We start from the raw sequence: 13,238 nt of genomic DNA on the forward strand, positions 1-13,238 counted from the left end.
GGCTCAGTGGCGGGCAGCCCCGGGAGGGGACGGCGGCTTTCGCGCCGTTGCCTCCTTCAACCGGGCCGCCGGAGGGCCCAGCGGCGGCCTGGGGAAGGACGGTGTGCCCGCCATCGCCCTGAGCAGGTCGTCGATTCCCGCCTCGTTGAGTTCCTTCACGATGTAGTGGTCCATGTTGTGGGGCCGCAGGGTCAGAGGGATGTCCTCCACGGAGCCGCCCGGCAGTACGACGGGCAGGACCTTGCGCCCCCACTCGTCGGGCTCGGCCGCCAAATGGTTGCGAACGATGCCGAGCTCGTTCTGCAGGCCCCGGTGCTGACGGGGTTCCATGGCTCCGTCACCGACCTTTCGGCACATGGGGGAGGCGATGACGGCGATGAAGTCGGCCGATCCGATCTGCTGACTCGCCCATGTGCCCCAGTCCTTGCGGGAATCGTCCGACCACTGGTCGAGATGGGTGTAGATGCCGTTCTCCTGCAGCAGGTTGGCGAAATCGCGGACGGATGCCTTGTGCCGGTCGTTGTCATGGGCGTACGAGATGAACAGTGTGGGATACGAGCCCGTGTAGAGGCCGGTCCGCTCCGTGTTGACGTCGACCACCTGCGCGGTGTGGACGACGGAGGTCGCATCCGGGGCGGTGAGGGCCAGCCGGAAGGAGTCCGGGGTGCTGGTCAGTCCGTAATCCACGGAGCCCTGTGGATCGAGGTCGAAGCGCACTGCCAGTGTGACGTCCTGCTCAGGCTGGCCTGCTGGCACCACGAGCACGACCCACGCGGGATACGAACCCGGGCGAATGGCGCCGTCCTCGGGGGAGGTATGGCGCCAACGGACCTGGTTGCTGCCGATGCCAAAGACGTCGACGTTGTCCCGGGCGGCGGGCAGATAGGCGTTAGTGTCCGTACTGTCCGCGGCTGGCAGGAGATGAAGGTACTGGTTCAGGGTGTACGCCGTGGCGATACCTGGACGAGGCCCGGGATGGGGAATGGCATCGACGACGGTCACTTCCCCGGTTCCGCCGTCCTTCTCCTGATCGGTGTCACGGAAAGTGAACCCCACCTCGAACCAGTTCATCGGGAGCATGTCCCCGGAGAGGTCGAGTTCGAAGTTGACCTTGATCAGATAGGAGTCCACATCGGCGTGGAAGCTCGGCGGTGTCACGACACGGTCGACCTGCCAGCCATGGAGGCGGACATGGCCCACCCGGACGGACCTGGGTGCTGTATCGATCCACTTGCTGCCAAGATCCAAGAGGGTCAGCTCGACACTGGCCCCGGTGCGCGATTCCATCACGTTTCCTTCGGTTTCCTGGTTCCGGAGACGCCACCTTAGGTGGGAGTCCGCACGACCTGGAGCCGGTCCTGACGATCGTCAGAGAGCTGTCATATTTCCCGGTGACTCGTCTGCGCCTTGGTCTCCGCGCGGGATCGCGAGCCACAGTGAGAGCGGGCACACTCCGAAAAACCAAAAAACCCCAGATCAACTGGGGTTTTTGCTGGTGTCCGAGGGGGGACTTGAACTCTTCCCTTCGGCACCAGCAGTCTAAGCCCCTCACCTGCGGAAACGCTGGCAACACGCCCAGAAGTTTGACAGGCTCCATGGGTTATGCGTTGCCAGCGTTTCTGCCCGTTTCCGGCCGCTGCGGGTCACGCGCGGGTCATGTGACCCACGACGGGCTCAGCAATCGGCTGATACAAGTCTGCTCCCGCCAAGACCGGGGGGAGCGAGCGTCTATTCAGGTCGAAAGCTTCCTTGACTAGCCGAGCGTGCCGCTCCTCACTGCGTGGATGAAGGTGGTCCACGGCGCGGTGCTGTGGGCCTGCTGGCCGGCGTCGGGGTCTTTGCTGTCCCGGACGGCCATCCCGCCACGGGCGAGGGCGACCTCGACGCAGTCACCGTTGGCACCGCTGTAGGAACTCTTCCGCCAGGGCCCCTGGGTGGAGGTGGGTCGGGGGGTGCTCATCTGCTTCCTTCTCCCTCTTCTTGCTTCATGGTCTGCTCTATCTCCTCCATGACCTTGTGAATCAGGGTCAGCGAGTCCGCAGGGTTCTTGGCCGCAGCTCTCAAGTGATCAAAGATCTCGCCATACGCAGAGCGCTCCCCCGGCTCGTCCATGTAGAGAGTGCCCGTCTGAGTTTCGACGCAGACGATGTCGGGCTCCCGCTCACTCGGGAACGAGAAGGTGACGAACCCTCCAGCGAGTCCGGCATGAGCGCCAGCGCTATGCGGCAAGACCTGAATCGTCACGTGTGGAGCTGTCGCCATCTGCTCCAGATGCCTTAGCTGCTCCAGCATCACGGCGCAGCCGCCGACTCTCTGGCGGACCGCTGACTCGCCGATGATCGCCCAAAGACGCGGCGGCTCGTCGCCAGTGAGCCTTCCCTGCCGATCCTGCTTGATCTTGACCAAGCCCTCGATGTCGGCCGGCGGCAAGATCGCGGGGTTCGCCCCGATGACCGCCCGCATGTAGGCCGGCGTCTGAAGAAGCCCTGGGATCAGGTTCGGCTGGAAGGTCTGGATCGCACTTGACGTAGCCTCCAGCTCGATGAAATCCGCATACTCGCGCGGGAGGGAGTCCAGGTAGCGCTGCCACCAACCGGCGGGCTTGCGAGCATCCTTGGCGGCAGCCATGAAGTGCTCGCGCTGTGCAGGTTCGGTCAGACCGTAGTGGTCCAGCAGGGCCTTGAGGTCGTTCGGGGCAACCTTGTTCTCCCCAAGCTCGATACGGTTCAGCTTGGACCGCGAGAACCCCATGGCACGCGCGACTGCGTCGTCCTTCAGGCCCAGCTCCTCGCGCAGTTTGCGCAGATCACCGCCCAATCGGCGGCTCCGAATCGTGCTCGCCACCGTGCCTCCCCTCGCTTGACTGGTCACAGTTTGCCCGACCCCAGGAGGTCGGGACCACTCAACCAGATCTGGGCATACCCAGATTGGGCACTTGCGATTAAGACTTGCCCAGGTCTACCTTGTTCACGTCGGTAACGCCTTGTGGCGACAACTTGACTCTCCGCTCCGCCGTGCCTGGCCGTGTGCCACCTCGGAGGATCGGCAGGGGGGAATACACGTGCACTTAACGCCTTCGGGGGATGCGTTGTCGGATTCACCCAGGACCCCTGGACTTCGCATTCCCATCACGCGGACTGCGGGCAATCTCTTTTGCCTGGACTTCGGTCCGCCTAATGACCCGAGGCGCGAACTGATCAGTCTTTCCCAACTGATGACCCTGGTTACGGACGGGGCGGGACTTTTGGGGATGAGCATTGGGCCTCCGATACAGCCCCGCGGTAGTTAACCGGAGCTGCGTCGGCCCCTTTTAGCGGTATGGGAGGTTGGCGGGTGTCCACTTTCGTCTGGCGAAGTTATAGCTTTCTCGCTAGCACAGAAACCCCTCGGATCGCGAGGAAGACCCTTCGCCACGCATTACACGCGTGGGAGTGCGACCCGGATATCGCCGAGACGGCTGAACTGCTCGCCTCGGAGGTGGTCACCAACGTGATCCTCCACGCGGGGGCCACGCGACGGGTTCACGTCGACTTCGGCATCGCCGGGGACGAGTTCACCTTCGCGGCCGTGGACAACAACCCCCTGCCGCCCCAGACGCGCCAGGACTGCGGCGAGGACTCAACCAGCGGGCGCGGCCTGCCGCTGCTGACGAGCATGTCATCGGACTTCGGACACCGGCCGGCCGGGGGCGGGAAGGTCGTCTTCTTCCGGCTCAAGGTCCAGCCGATCCCCCGCCACGTGATCGACCGCGAGCAGTACAGCGCGTTCCCGCCCAGTCCGCACGTCCGCCTCGCGGCGCTGTAGAGGGGGTGTGATGCTGACCATCGACCAGAGATCCATCCGGCAACCCGACCTGTACCAGCCTCACGCGCACCACTGTGAAGCGGTCGCGGTATACCCGAACGGGCAGAGCCAGTATCTCAACCTGACCTGGTTAGGTCGAACTCTCGTTCCCAGCACCTTCGTTGCTGTCGAATGGCTCTTCGATTGGCTGGTGAAGATCGTTTGCCAACTGGACGGACCGGTCCAGGAGAAGGCGGCACTCTGGCTCGACAACGCCGAGAGTCAGCGGAACACCTACTCGAAGCTGTACTCCGGTGAGGGTTTCAACTTCAACGCTCCGGACGAGGACGGAACCGTTTACCTCCTGTCCGTCTCCCCGGAGTGCCGCTCGACCCCGCCCCGGAAGTACGACCCCTCCCACGAGCCTCCCCAACGTCGGGGAATCGACGGCGCAGTCCTCCGTCCCCGCACGCTGAACGCGGGATGGGCTCGAAGCGGACCTGTCGACCATGGCGGTCTTCACGCCCTCCAGAACGGCGGCCTGCACGCCCCTGTGCAGCCGCGCCCCTGAACTCCCTGCCGAGTGCGGCTGTCGACCGGTATCCGTCGTGAAGGCACGGATGCGGGTTCGGCGGCGCCAACTCGACAGGGGAACGACCCGCCCCCCGCTCGGCGCCGATGCGGGGCCGGCCGCCCGTGACGGAGCGGTCCGCCCTGGCCCGTGCCGGGGGCGGCCCACCGCACCTCACCAGAGGTGTGTGCGAATAACGAGAGATGGGAAAACGACGTGTCGAGCATCATCAGCGCCAACACGGAGAACGACGGGCGCGGGACTCCGCAGACCCGTAGCGCCGGACTGGTCCGGGCACGCCGCGACATCCAGGCGGCCCGCAACCGCAACTCCGCCCCGGCGGGGGACGGCGGCGGCACCGGCCGTAGCGACGGCAACGACTAGCGAGGACTACCCCCTTGTCGCCTCTTAGCCTGGCGACGCACCTCGGCCAGGAGAACTTCCTGGCCGGGGTGCTGCATCGCCGACACCTTCACATCCCCGGCGCCGTCAGCGCCCCTCAGAACCTGCTCACCTGGGACCAGGTCAACGACATCATCAGCACCCACCGCCTGGAACCGCCGCGAATGCGGCTGATGGTCGGCGGTGAGATGGTCCCCCTTCACCGGTACACCGAGGCCGTCACTACGCGTCGGAACACCGTCTGGCATCGAGTCCACCCGGCACAGCTCCACGAGTGCCTTGACGAGGGTGCTTCACTCGTCCTCGACTCGATGGACGAGATCAGCCAGCCGATCGGCAGCCTCGCCGTCGAGCTGGAGCGGCTGCTCCGGGCTCCCGTGCAGACCAACGTGTACGCCTCGGTGCGGGCGCTTCCCGGATTCAAGATCCACTGGGACGCGCACGACGTCATCGTGATCCAGCTCGACGGCAAGAAGCACTGGAAGATCTACGGACCGACCAGGCCGGCGCCCCTGTACCGGGATGTCGCCGACCCGGAGGAGCCGGCCGAGCCGCCGTTGGACGAGGTGGTCCTTGAGCCCGGCGACCTCCTGTACGTTCCGCGAGGCTGGTGGCATTCCGTAGCGGCCACCGAGGGGACCCCCTCGCTGCACGCGACCTTCGGTCTCAGGCCCGCCACGGGGGCCCAGCTCCTTGAGTGGATCGCCGATGCGCTCCGTGAGGAGGAGGTCTTCCGGCTGGACCTCCCTATCCACGACTCAGCCGCGGACCAACAGGAACATCTGAGAGACCTCGGTGCCAGGGTCGCCCAGATGTTCGCTGACCCCCGTCTCCTCCACCGATTCGCCGAAGAGCGGGATTCGACGTCCCTGAACCGGTTACGGACGAGCCTGCCGTACGTCTCGGACATCCCGTCCGACCCTGAGCTTCGGGTCCGCCTGCTCACGGCGACGCCCCTGCTCGACACGTCGAGGCCGGACGACGTGATCGTGTTCCGGGCCTGCGGCAAGGAGTGGGAGATGAGCATCGAGGCTCGCCCTCTCCTCCAAGCCCTCATCGACACGGGCCCGCACTCGGTGTCCCTGGGCGAGCTGGCAGACTCCTCCGGCCTCGGGCTGTCGGACGTGGCGATGGTGGTCTCGGACCTTGTACGGGGCCAGGCCGCCTCGGCGGGAAGGAGCCTTCCGTGATGGCTCAGCTCGGCCTCGGCACCTACCGCGTCAAGCCGTCCGCGGTCAGGCGCATGGTCGATGTCGCGGGAGACAACCCCGACACCGCCTGGGTCGACACCGCCCCGGGCTACCTCGACGGCGAGGCGCACGCGCTCTTGAAGAACGCGCTCGCCCGGCCGGAGATCAGTGTCTCCACGAAGGTGGGGTACGTCGGAGGGGAAGCCGCTGCTGCGGCTCAGAAGGACGGGGTCCTGACCGCGTTCCCGGCGGCGGCCGGCCACTGCCTTGAGGCCGACTTCGTCCGCTGGCAGGTTGACCGGAGCCGGGTCGAGATGGGACGGGATCATCTGGAGCTGGTCTTCGTCCACAACCCGGAGAGCAACCACCGGGACCCGTACGACGCTCTGCGCAGCGCCTTCGAGGCCCTGGAGGAGCAGGCAACCGCAGGGCACATCACGGCCTACGGCGTCGCCACATGGAGCGGCTTCGACGGCGGCCTGTTCACCGTCCCGGAGCTGAACGACCTGGCGACGGAGGTCGCGGGGACGCGCGATCACCACTGTCGGGCGATCCAGCTCCCGGTCTCCCTTGTCATGGCGACCCCGATCGAGCAAGCACTCAACGGGCAAGGCCCCATCGCCGATGCGGAACTCCTCGGATGGGAGGTCTACGCCTCGTCTCCGTTCCACGGTGGCGAGCTGCCGAAGATCGTGACGCCCGAATTGCGGGACCTCATCGACCGGCGACTCAGCCCGGCCGAGGCCAGCGTTCTCGTCTCCGGTTCCTGTCCGGGAGTCAGTAGAGTCCTCCTCTCCACTTCCAGCGTGACGCACTGGTATGAGGCCCGCACCGCTCTCAAACAGACGCTCACTGCCTCGACTCTGGAAAGGGTGCTAGGTGTACTCGCCTCCGACTGACCGCCAGGACGAGAAGGACATGCGCAGCATGTTCACGCAGTTCGTGGACCGGTTCGGCACCACGATCCACGGTGACGTGGTCTGGGGCTGGCGCGGCCGGACGCTCAGCAGTCGGGTTCATCACCCGCAGTACGGCGACTGCTGGCTGAGGCTCCTCACGGCACGGGCTGACAAGGCCACTGGAAAGCTGTGGGACGGTAACCGGCTCGCGGCCGAACGGTTCGACGGCCGCGTGCACAAGGCCCGGATGTTCACCTCGATCGAACGCATCCAGGACGGCTCCGGGTATCTGGCGGAGCTGTCCCAGGAGATCACCGAACCGGTGTGCTCCGCAGAGCCGGTTCTCCGGGAAGAGCTGGACCCTGCGGATCGTTGGTGGGCTTCTCTCAGGACCGACCTCGACACGGTGGCGCAGAGCACCACAGATCGCATCGCGGTACGCCAGGAATGGATCGACCGAGCCGTACCCCAGTTCCTCGGAGTCGACCCCCCGCAGATCAGGAACTGGACCGTGGCTCACGGCGATCTCCATCTGGCCAACCTGACGGCGCAGACCCCGTACCTGCTGGACTGGGAGGGGTTCGGCCACGCCCCGGCGGGATACGACCCGGCACTACTGGTCGCGTACTCCTGCCTGAGTCCCGCGTTCGTCAAGAAGGTGCGGGATGTGTTCTCGGTGTTGCAGGGGGAAGACGGCCGAGCTGCGCTCGTCGTCGTGATCGCCGAGCTGTTGCAGTCGGCGTCCCGGGGCGATCACCCTGAGCTGGTGCCGGCACTTCATGATCTGGCCCGCACCCTTATCTGACGTATCGTCAGATTTCCAGGACGCGGCTCTCCTGACACGGAGGCCGACCGCGCCGCCCACCCGCTGGGGCAGGTGGGCGGCGCTCCCGTCGAACCGAAGGCAGGTCTATGCCGCCCAAGCGCTACATACAGCGTGACCTCCCCGTGCCCTACATCACGAGGTGGGAGCGCGAGACTGTCATCCACCCCGAAGTGGTCGTCGCACACGGCCCACAAGGACCCCACCTGGGCTTCGCCGACGAGTCCTTCTACGACCGGGACTCCTTCGGCGTTCTGTGGGTCCGCCAGGCCATCCAGCGCGGCAGAGGCCGGGCTCGCTTCGAGGAGGTGCACGCCCTGCGGCAGCGGCGGGCCATGCTGGATCTGCTGTGCCAGATCTGCGGCATACCCATGTTCGAAGCCGACCGGCAGCTCTACGTGGTGACCGACGCAGGAGGCACCCCCATCCGCGAGGGGGAACTCACCACATCACCCCCCGTGTGCCGGACATGCGCCCCCGACGCCATCAGGTATTGTCCACGCCTGCGCGCCGGCCACGCCGCGGCCTGGGTGAGGCAGTCATCCGGCTGGGGCGTAGAAGCCTTCCTCTACCACCCGAAGACCCTCCGCAGGATCAGCCCTGAACCTCGGCGGATCCCCTACGAAGACCCGCGGGCACAGTGGGCTGTGGCCTTCCGGTCCGTCGTAATCCTTCGCGGGTGTACCCCGGTGAACATCGCGGATCTCGCCAGCCAGAGCTAGCGGGCACTCCCTAAGCTCCCCTGTGATCAACCCACGCCTGCGCGGTCGTTTCCATGGCACGCAGCCACGTCTGCTCCGGGGATCGCTCTGCGCGGTGACGGAACATCCGTGCGTTCGCCGTGGCGAACGCGTCGATGCCCCTCGGGTCGGACTTCGCCCAGGCCGGGCACCCCGACAACAGGTCCTCAGCCGCAGCCGGGGTGTGCCCGGCGGCGATGAGCTGGAGGACCAGGAATGCAGGGTCAATGAAGGCCGCGCCGCGTGTCGGCCAGGCCCAGTCCACCACCCAACCGCCTTCTGCGCCGACAAGGAAGTTACCAGGGGCCACGTCGCCATGGATGAGGCTGTCACCCCGGAACAGCTTGGACTCCGCCTCGTTGGCCACGAAGGCGTCCCACCGAGTTTCGTGCCAGTCTGCGGCCATGTCGGGCAAGGGAATCTCCCCGACCCGGCGGAGCAGGTCCAGCACAACCGGAAGATCCGGGGAGCCGGGCTCGAAGCGGCCCGGCTCCGCTTCCACCCGCTCGAATCCCAGGACCGTCCAGCGGTCGTTCTCCGTATGCCAGCGCAAGCGCGGCGAGATCGCCTGGACAGAGTCGTTGATCAGCCGCTCACGGATGAGTGAGTCTCGGCGCCCCCCTGCCCGGTTCCGGACCCCTTTGACGAAGAAGCGGCCAAGGGAGCCGTCGATCAGTACCAGGACATCGGACATGAACCCACGTTCGGTGGGCCGCATCTCCTTCACGGAGCCCGTGAAGGGCTCGACCAGAGCCAGGAAATCGGAGTCAGGGAGGCGTTCGGTCATGCGTCAGCTTCCTTGCGGACTAGTTCCTCGGAGTGCAACTGGAGCCAGGGTGCCCGGGACTGCACTCCTCCGGGACGGTGCCCGGGTTGCACTTGTTGCCCCCGTCATCCTCATCACCGCCCCCACCGTTGCGCACGGACTCCCGGATGAGAGCCTTGGTGGCCCCCATCACGGGGCTGTCGAGAATACCGCCCAGGCCGCCTTCGCGGATGTTCCCGACGCTCAAGGACGGGGTGAAGACGCACGGCGAGACGGTGCCGTCAGGGCCGACCGCGGCACGGTCCGTCCCGCACTTCCCGCAGAGTCCGGAGAGGTCCATCTCCTGACGGCTGCCGCACGCGGCACGCCCGAAGGGGCGCATACGGTCGACCTTGACCCGCTTCACCCCCAGGCCGGCCAGCTCGGTGCGCGCTTCCTCGACACGCTGGTCGTCACCGCAGTCGATGATCGAAACCACCGGTTCGATGCCGAATTCCAGGGCCTTGATGATGTTGGCCCGGGTCCGGCCGTGACTCGGCCTCCCTGTGATGCTGTTGTGCTCGCCGGGATGATCCGAGTAGTACGAGGTCGCCAGCACGGTGCGCTTGTGCTGGAAGATCCCCCACCACTCGTCCGTGACTCGCACCAGGTTGGTGAACACCTCTAGGTCCACACCGATGCCCAGGATGTGGCGAGCGAGGGTGGGAGCGTCAGGGTGGAGCGTCGGCTCTCCTCCGATGAGCTGAACACGGGCGATACCCCGCTCGGCTGCCTCGTTGACGACCTTGATCCAGTCCTCACGCGTCAGGGCTCCGTGTGCTCCTTCGGGGCTGGAGCCGTTGTAGCAGTGGCCACAGTTGAGCTGACACTTTCGGGTCAGGTCGAGCCAGAGCAGGCCCTCAACTCGGTTGGTGCGTAAGGAATCCGTTACCTGTGCAGTCATACTCTCCCACCTCGCTGGTAGTGGAGCTGCTGTCACCCCGGGGCCGGGGACGCGATGTGTGACGCCCTATCGAACGCCACCCCGTCGAGGGGGCGCTAGAGGGCGTCACCCGAAAGGGCTACCCCGTGGGGAGCCCACACACAAGAGCGCGGCCTTCCCCCACGTTGCTGATGATGCGTCAGATCAGTTGGGCGCAGGTGGAAGCACAAGCACGAACGGGGCCGCCCCCGGAGGCGGCCCGTTCGCTCACTGAATCTTCTCGTCGTCCTTCAGTTTGCCTGCTGCTGCTGCGTTCTCGTAGGCGGCCCGAACGATGTTCGGGATCCGGGCCTTCGGATTGACCTCGTGCCCGTTCCGGCTGGCCCACAGCCGGATCTTCTCCCGGTCCGCGGGGGACGTCTTCGGTTCCGCGACGGGCCTGACGCCGATTTCGCCGAGTGCTTCGATGAGCTGGGCCGCAGCCTCATCCCTCTTCGACGTTGCTTCCGCGAGGTTTTTCTCCGCCGCCTCGTACGTTTTGAACAGTTTCTCAACTGTTCGCTGCTGCTCCTCATCGATTTCGACCAGACCCCTATAGGGATGACCGAGGACCGACACGAACTCCATCTTGATGACGGGCGTCAACTTCACGACGCGCACCCTCCAGCCATGTCCTGACGGTTACTTTGGCTGAGCTAATCATACGCACAAACCCTCTGCAAGCTGTATGGATGTCAACCTGTAACCACATGACGGGAAACATTCATTAATCTACCTCGAAAGACTTTTGAGAGACGTTTCTCGCGTCATTGCCAGGCCAGACCACACGCCTGATTCCAGCCGCCTCAATAAGGGTCCAGCAAGCGGGGCAGGGTTCTCTCGTGGAATACAGGGTCGCTCCGCAAAGCTCATTCGGAGGGCATCTCCTTATTGCATTCCGCTCGGCGTGGTCGGAGATGCAGTTGCTGTAGTCGCTGTCCCTGGGGCACTGCTCCAGGCTCAATTTCCCCCGTGGGCAGGCGCCCCGTGACGCGCAGCCCGGCACGCCGGCCGGGGCGCCGTTGTAGCCGGTCTTGATGACTTCGTTGCGGTGATCAACCAGCAAGGCGCCGACCTGTGAGCGGACGCAGTCGGCGCGCGTGGATGCCCACTGCGCGCCCGCGAGGAAGTATGTGTCCCAGTCGGGTCGGGATGGCTTCGAGTGCAAGATCATTCTCCGTGTTGTGCAGCGCCGATCAGGCGGCTACCGCGTACGTCTCGGGGTGCCGGCGGCGGTCGTCGGCCAGGGCCTGTTCGGGATGCTCGCGGTAGTAGCCGTCATGTCGGGTGAGGGTGTCGACACCCTCCATGTAGAGAGAGCCCCAGGATGTTCCGCCCCGGTCCGGGTCGGTGGGGATCTCCAGTCCGCGTACCGTCTCCCGCATCAGTTCATCCGCCATCCGTGCGGCGGTGTCGGCGTGCTCGACGGGCACCGAAAGAAGCACCTCGTCGTGGATCGGGAGGAGGAGATGGGGGGTAAGCCGTGCGTGGTGGAGGCGTACGAGGGCCCGGCACGTGATGTCGCGGCTGCCGGACTGGACGAAGTAGTTCGTGCCCCGGAAGGCGAACCGCTTCTCGACATACAGGCGACGGCCGGAGGGCGTGGTGACGTACCCGTTGCGCCGGGCCTCACTGGTCATCTCCTTCATGAAGCGGGCGACGCCCGGATAGGTCTCCATGAAGATCTCCATGATGCGCTCGGCCTCGGCCTTCGAGATGCCGGCCTGCTCCGCCAGGGCGCCGGGGCCGCCGCCGAACACGATCAGGAAGTTGGTCATCTTGCCGATCTTCCGGCTGACACCCGCCGCGTCTGCGGTGATCTGGTGCAGATCCTCGCCATCGCGGAAGGCCGCGAGCATCCGGCGGTCGTTCGCGTAAGCGGCGAGGAACCGCAGCTCCATGTTGACGTAGTCGGTCGAGAGGATGATCTCGCCCTCGTTGGCGACGAAGCAGGCCCTGATCTCCCAGTCCCCGGCAGGGAGCGTCTGGGCCGGGATCCCCTGAATACTCTGGCGGGCCGTGCGCGCCTGGATGGAGTTGATCGACGGGTGCACCCGCCCGGACGAGTCCACGGACTCCAGGAAGGAACGCAGCCATGTTGCGCGCTTCTTCCTCGCGGCCTTGGCTTGGTGAATCGTTTCTGCAAGCTCATCGCCCGCTTCCCTGCGGGCGTCGAGAAACCGTTTGTCGATCTTGCGGTTCCCGGTGGGAGTGCGGTCGAACCGGTGGACACCCCGGGCTTCGAAGGCGTCGGCGCACTGCTCGGTACTCCAAGGGTTCCCGCACCCCAGCTCTTGGGCGCGCTGGGTCCAGCGGCTCTCTTCGAGCGCGAGTCGGGCCTCCAGGCGCAGGGTGTAGTCCCGATCCAGCCGGATGCCGGCCCGGCTCATCAGCGCGCAGACCTCGGCCACCTTGTGTTCGAACTCGACCAGGTTCATCGGCGGAATGCCGGGGCCGATCTCGGTCTTCCGGTAGACGGTGCTGGGCAGCTTGGCGATAAGGCGCCGACCGAGCCGGAAGGCGAGGACGGGGTCAAGTCCGGCGTACGCAAGAAAGCCGCCGTGATCCCACGGGACCTTCTTCCACACCTCGGCCTTGGTGGTCTTGAGGGACTTGGCGATCTCCGTCATGGAGCCCTTGACCCGGGCTGCCACGCCGCTGTCGACATGGTATTTCGTGAGCGCGGCGAGACTGTGCCCGACTCCGCCGTCCGCTTCCCCGCGGCTGTCCACGAGGTGGGCGACGATCTTCGTGTCCAGCACCTTGGGCCAGATCTCTTCCACTGTGAGATCGGTAGTGGCATCGAGGGCGAGCACATCGTAGGTGCCGTGGTGGAAGATCAGTTTCCGCGCGTGGCGGATGGCTCCGACCGCTGCCGCCAGCAGCTCGTCACCCAGCTCGACGGGCACGACGTAGCTCGTGTCCTCGGTACCGAACTGCACCAGCCGAAGACGAAAACGCTCGGACCACCAGTCCAGACCCGTGGTCTCCACGTCACAACCGAGAGCGGCCCGGTGGTGCCGGACCCAGCGCACGAACTCCGGTATGTCCTGCGTGCGTTCGAGTACGTTGATAACAACCGGCGTGCCAGCAACCTTCACGC

Annotated in this window: 15 protein-coding genes; 7 read left to right on the plus strand and 8 right to left on the minus strand. The window is 65.8% G+C overall.

Annotation, left to right across the window (positions count from 1 at the left end; genetic code table 11):
- Nucleotides 1-3: 3 nt before the first annotated feature.
- The 3 genes from ABZ714_RS12880 to ABZ714_RS12890 all read right to left on the minus strand — a co-directional run bounded on the left by ABZ714_RS12880 (nt 4) and on the right by ABZ714_RS12890 (nt 2,844).
- Entirely contained in the window at nt 4-1,287 is a 1,284-nt protein-coding gene (locus tag ABZ714_RS12880; RefSeq protein ID WP_358825227.1) for an SEFIR domain-containing protein, read from the minus strand.
- A 466-nt stretch (nt 1,288-1,753) separates the two neighbouring features.
- Nucleotides 1,754-1,960: a DUF397 domain-containing protein gene (locus tag ABZ714_RS12885; protein WP_358825228.1), complete on the minus strand. Its 207-nt coding sequence runs from the start codon at nt 1,958-1,960 to the stop codon at nt 1,754-1,756.
- On the minus strand, nt 1,957-2,844 hold the full coding sequence (locus ABZ714_RS12890; protein ID WP_358825229.1) for a Scr1 family TA system antitoxin-like transcriptional regulator: 888 nt from the start codon (nt 2,842-2,844) through the stop codon (nt 1,957-1,959). The genes ABZ714_RS12885 and ABZ714_RS12890 overlap by 4 nt, the downstream gene beginning before the upstream one ends.
- Nucleotides 2,845-3,333: 489 nt before the next feature.
- Between ABZ714_RS12890 and ABZ714_RS12895 the strand changes: the two genes are divergently transcribed.
- From ABZ714_RS12895 to ABZ714_RS12925, 7 genes are all read left to right on the plus strand, one after another.
- Nucleotides 3,334-3,804, plus strand: coding sequence for an ATP-binding protein (locus ABZ714_RS12895; protein WP_358825230.1), 471 nt, complete (start codon nt 3,334-3,336; stop codon nt 3,802-3,804).
- A 10-nt stretch (nt 3,805-3,814) separates the two neighbouring features.
- A complete protein-coding gene (locus tag ABZ714_RS12900) occupies nt 3,815-4,354 on the plus strand; it encodes a hypothetical protein (RefSeq protein WP_358825231.1) in 540 nt (179 codons plus the stop codon).
- 216 nt (nt 4,355-4,570) lie between these two features.
- Nucleotides 4,571-4,738 (plus strand): hypothetical protein, encoded by a 168-nt coding sequence (locus ABZ714_RS12905; protein WP_358825232.1) that lies wholly within the window; start codon nt 4,571-4,573, stop codon nt 4,736-4,738.
- 14 nt (nt 4,739-4,752) lie between these two features.
- Nucleotides 4,753-5,946, plus strand: coding sequence for a cupin domain-containing protein (locus ABZ714_RS12910; RefSeq protein ID WP_358825233.1), 1,194 nt, complete (start codon nt 4,753-4,755; stop codon nt 5,944-5,946).
- Nucleotides 5,946-6,845, plus strand: a complete 900-nt coding sequence (locus ABZ714_RS12915) for an aldo/keto reductase (RefSeq protein ID WP_358825234.1) — start codon at nt 5,946-5,948, stop codon at nt 6,843-6,845. Before ABZ714_RS12910 ends, ABZ714_RS12915 begins: the two co-directional genes overlap by 1 nt.
- A 28-nt stretch (nt 6,846-6,873) precedes the next feature.
- Nucleotides 6,874-7,650 (plus strand): phosphotransferase, encoded by a 777-nt coding sequence (locus ABZ714_RS12920; protein ID WP_358825235.1) that lies wholly within the window; start codon nt 6,874-6,876, stop codon nt 7,648-7,650.
- Nucleotides 7,651-7,757: 107 nt separating this feature from the next.
- Nucleotides 7,758-8,390 (plus strand): hypothetical protein, encoded by a 633-nt coding sequence (locus ABZ714_RS12925; RefSeq protein ID WP_358825236.1) that lies wholly within the window; start codon nt 7,758-7,760, stop codon nt 8,388-8,390.
- 10 nt (nt 8,391-8,400) lie between these two features.
- Here the strand turns inward: ABZ714_RS12925 and ABZ714_RS12930 are convergent, their stop codons facing one another.
- The 5 genes from ABZ714_RS12930 to ABZ714_RS12950 form a co-directional block, all read right to left on the minus strand.
- Complete coding sequence (locus tag ABZ714_RS12930) at nt 8,401-9,195, minus strand: protein kinase (protein ID WP_358825237.1); 795 nt, start codon at nt 9,193-9,195, stop codon at nt 8,401-8,403.
- Between the two features lie 19 nt (nt 9,196-9,214).
- The gene (locus ABZ714_RS12935) at nt 9,215-10,117 is read right to left on the minus strand and encodes a radical SAM protein (RefSeq protein ID WP_358825238.1); all 903 of its coding nucleotides are present in this window, start codon (nt 10,115-10,117) and stop codon (nt 9,215-9,217) included.
- Between the two features lie 246 nt (nt 10,118-10,363).
- Nucleotides 10,364-10,747, minus strand: coding sequence for a histone-like nucleoid-structuring protein Lsr2 (locus ABZ714_RS12940; RefSeq protein ID WP_358825239.1), 384 nt, complete (start codon nt 10,745-10,747; stop codon nt 10,364-10,366).
- A gap of 115 nt (nt 10,748-10,862) precedes the next feature.
- Nucleotides 10,863-11,309, minus strand: coding sequence for a deaminase (locus ABZ714_RS12945; RefSeq protein ID WP_358825240.1), 447 nt, complete (start codon nt 11,307-11,309; stop codon nt 10,863-10,865).
- A 22-nt stretch (nt 11,310-11,331) separates the two neighbouring features.
- Entirely contained in the window at nt 11,332-13,236 is a 1,905-nt protein-coding gene (locus ABZ714_RS12950) for a DNA polymerase (RefSeq protein ID WP_358825241.1), read from the minus strand.
- Between the last annotated feature and the right edge of the window lie 2 nt (nt 13,237-13,238).

The sequence above is a fragment of the Streptomyces sp. NPDC006798 genome, assembly GCF_040635975.1.
Classification (GTDB): domain Bacteria; phylum Actinomycetota; class Actinomycetes; order Streptomycetales; family Streptomycetaceae; genus Streptomyces.

Excerpts from the sequence above, each read along its gene's own strand:
- ABZ714_RS12900 (WP_358825231.1), top strand. The coding sequence starts at position 3,815 with ATGCTGACCATCGACCAGAGATCCATCCGGCAACCCGACCTGTACCAG.
- ABZ714_RS12945 (WP_358825240.1), bottom strand. The coding sequence starts at position 11,309 with ATGATCTTGCACTCGAAGCCATCCCGACCCGACTGGGACACATACTTC.
- ABZ714_RS12930 (WP_358825237.1), bottom strand. The coding sequence starts at position 9,195 with ATGACCGAACGCCTCCCTGACTCCGATTTCCTGGCTCTGGTCGAGCCC.
- ABZ714_RS12915 (WP_358825234.1), top strand. The coding sequence starts at position 5,946 with ATGGCTCAGCTCGGCCTCGGCACCTACCGCGTCAAGCCGTCCGCGGTC.
- ABZ714_RS12925 (WP_358825236.1), top strand. The coding sequence starts at position 7,758 with ATGCCGCCCAAGCGCTACATACAGCGTGACCTCCCCGTGCCCTACATC.
- ABZ714_RS12920 (WP_358825235.1), top strand. The coding sequence starts at position 6,874 with ATGTTCACGCAGTTCGTGGACCGGTTCGGCACCACGATCCACGGTGAC.
- ABZ714_RS12885 (WP_358825228.1), bottom strand. The coding sequence starts at position 1,960 with ATGAGCACCCCCCGACCCACCTCCACCCAGGGGCCCTGGCGGAAGAGT.
- ABZ714_RS12880 (WP_358825227.1), bottom strand. The coding sequence starts at position 1,287 with ATGGAATCGCGCACCGGGGCCAGTGTCGAGCTGACCCTCTTGGATCTT.
- ABZ714_RS12935 (WP_358825238.1), bottom strand. The coding sequence starts at position 10,117 with ATGACTGCACAGGTAACGGATTCCTTACGCACCAACCGAGTTGAGGGC.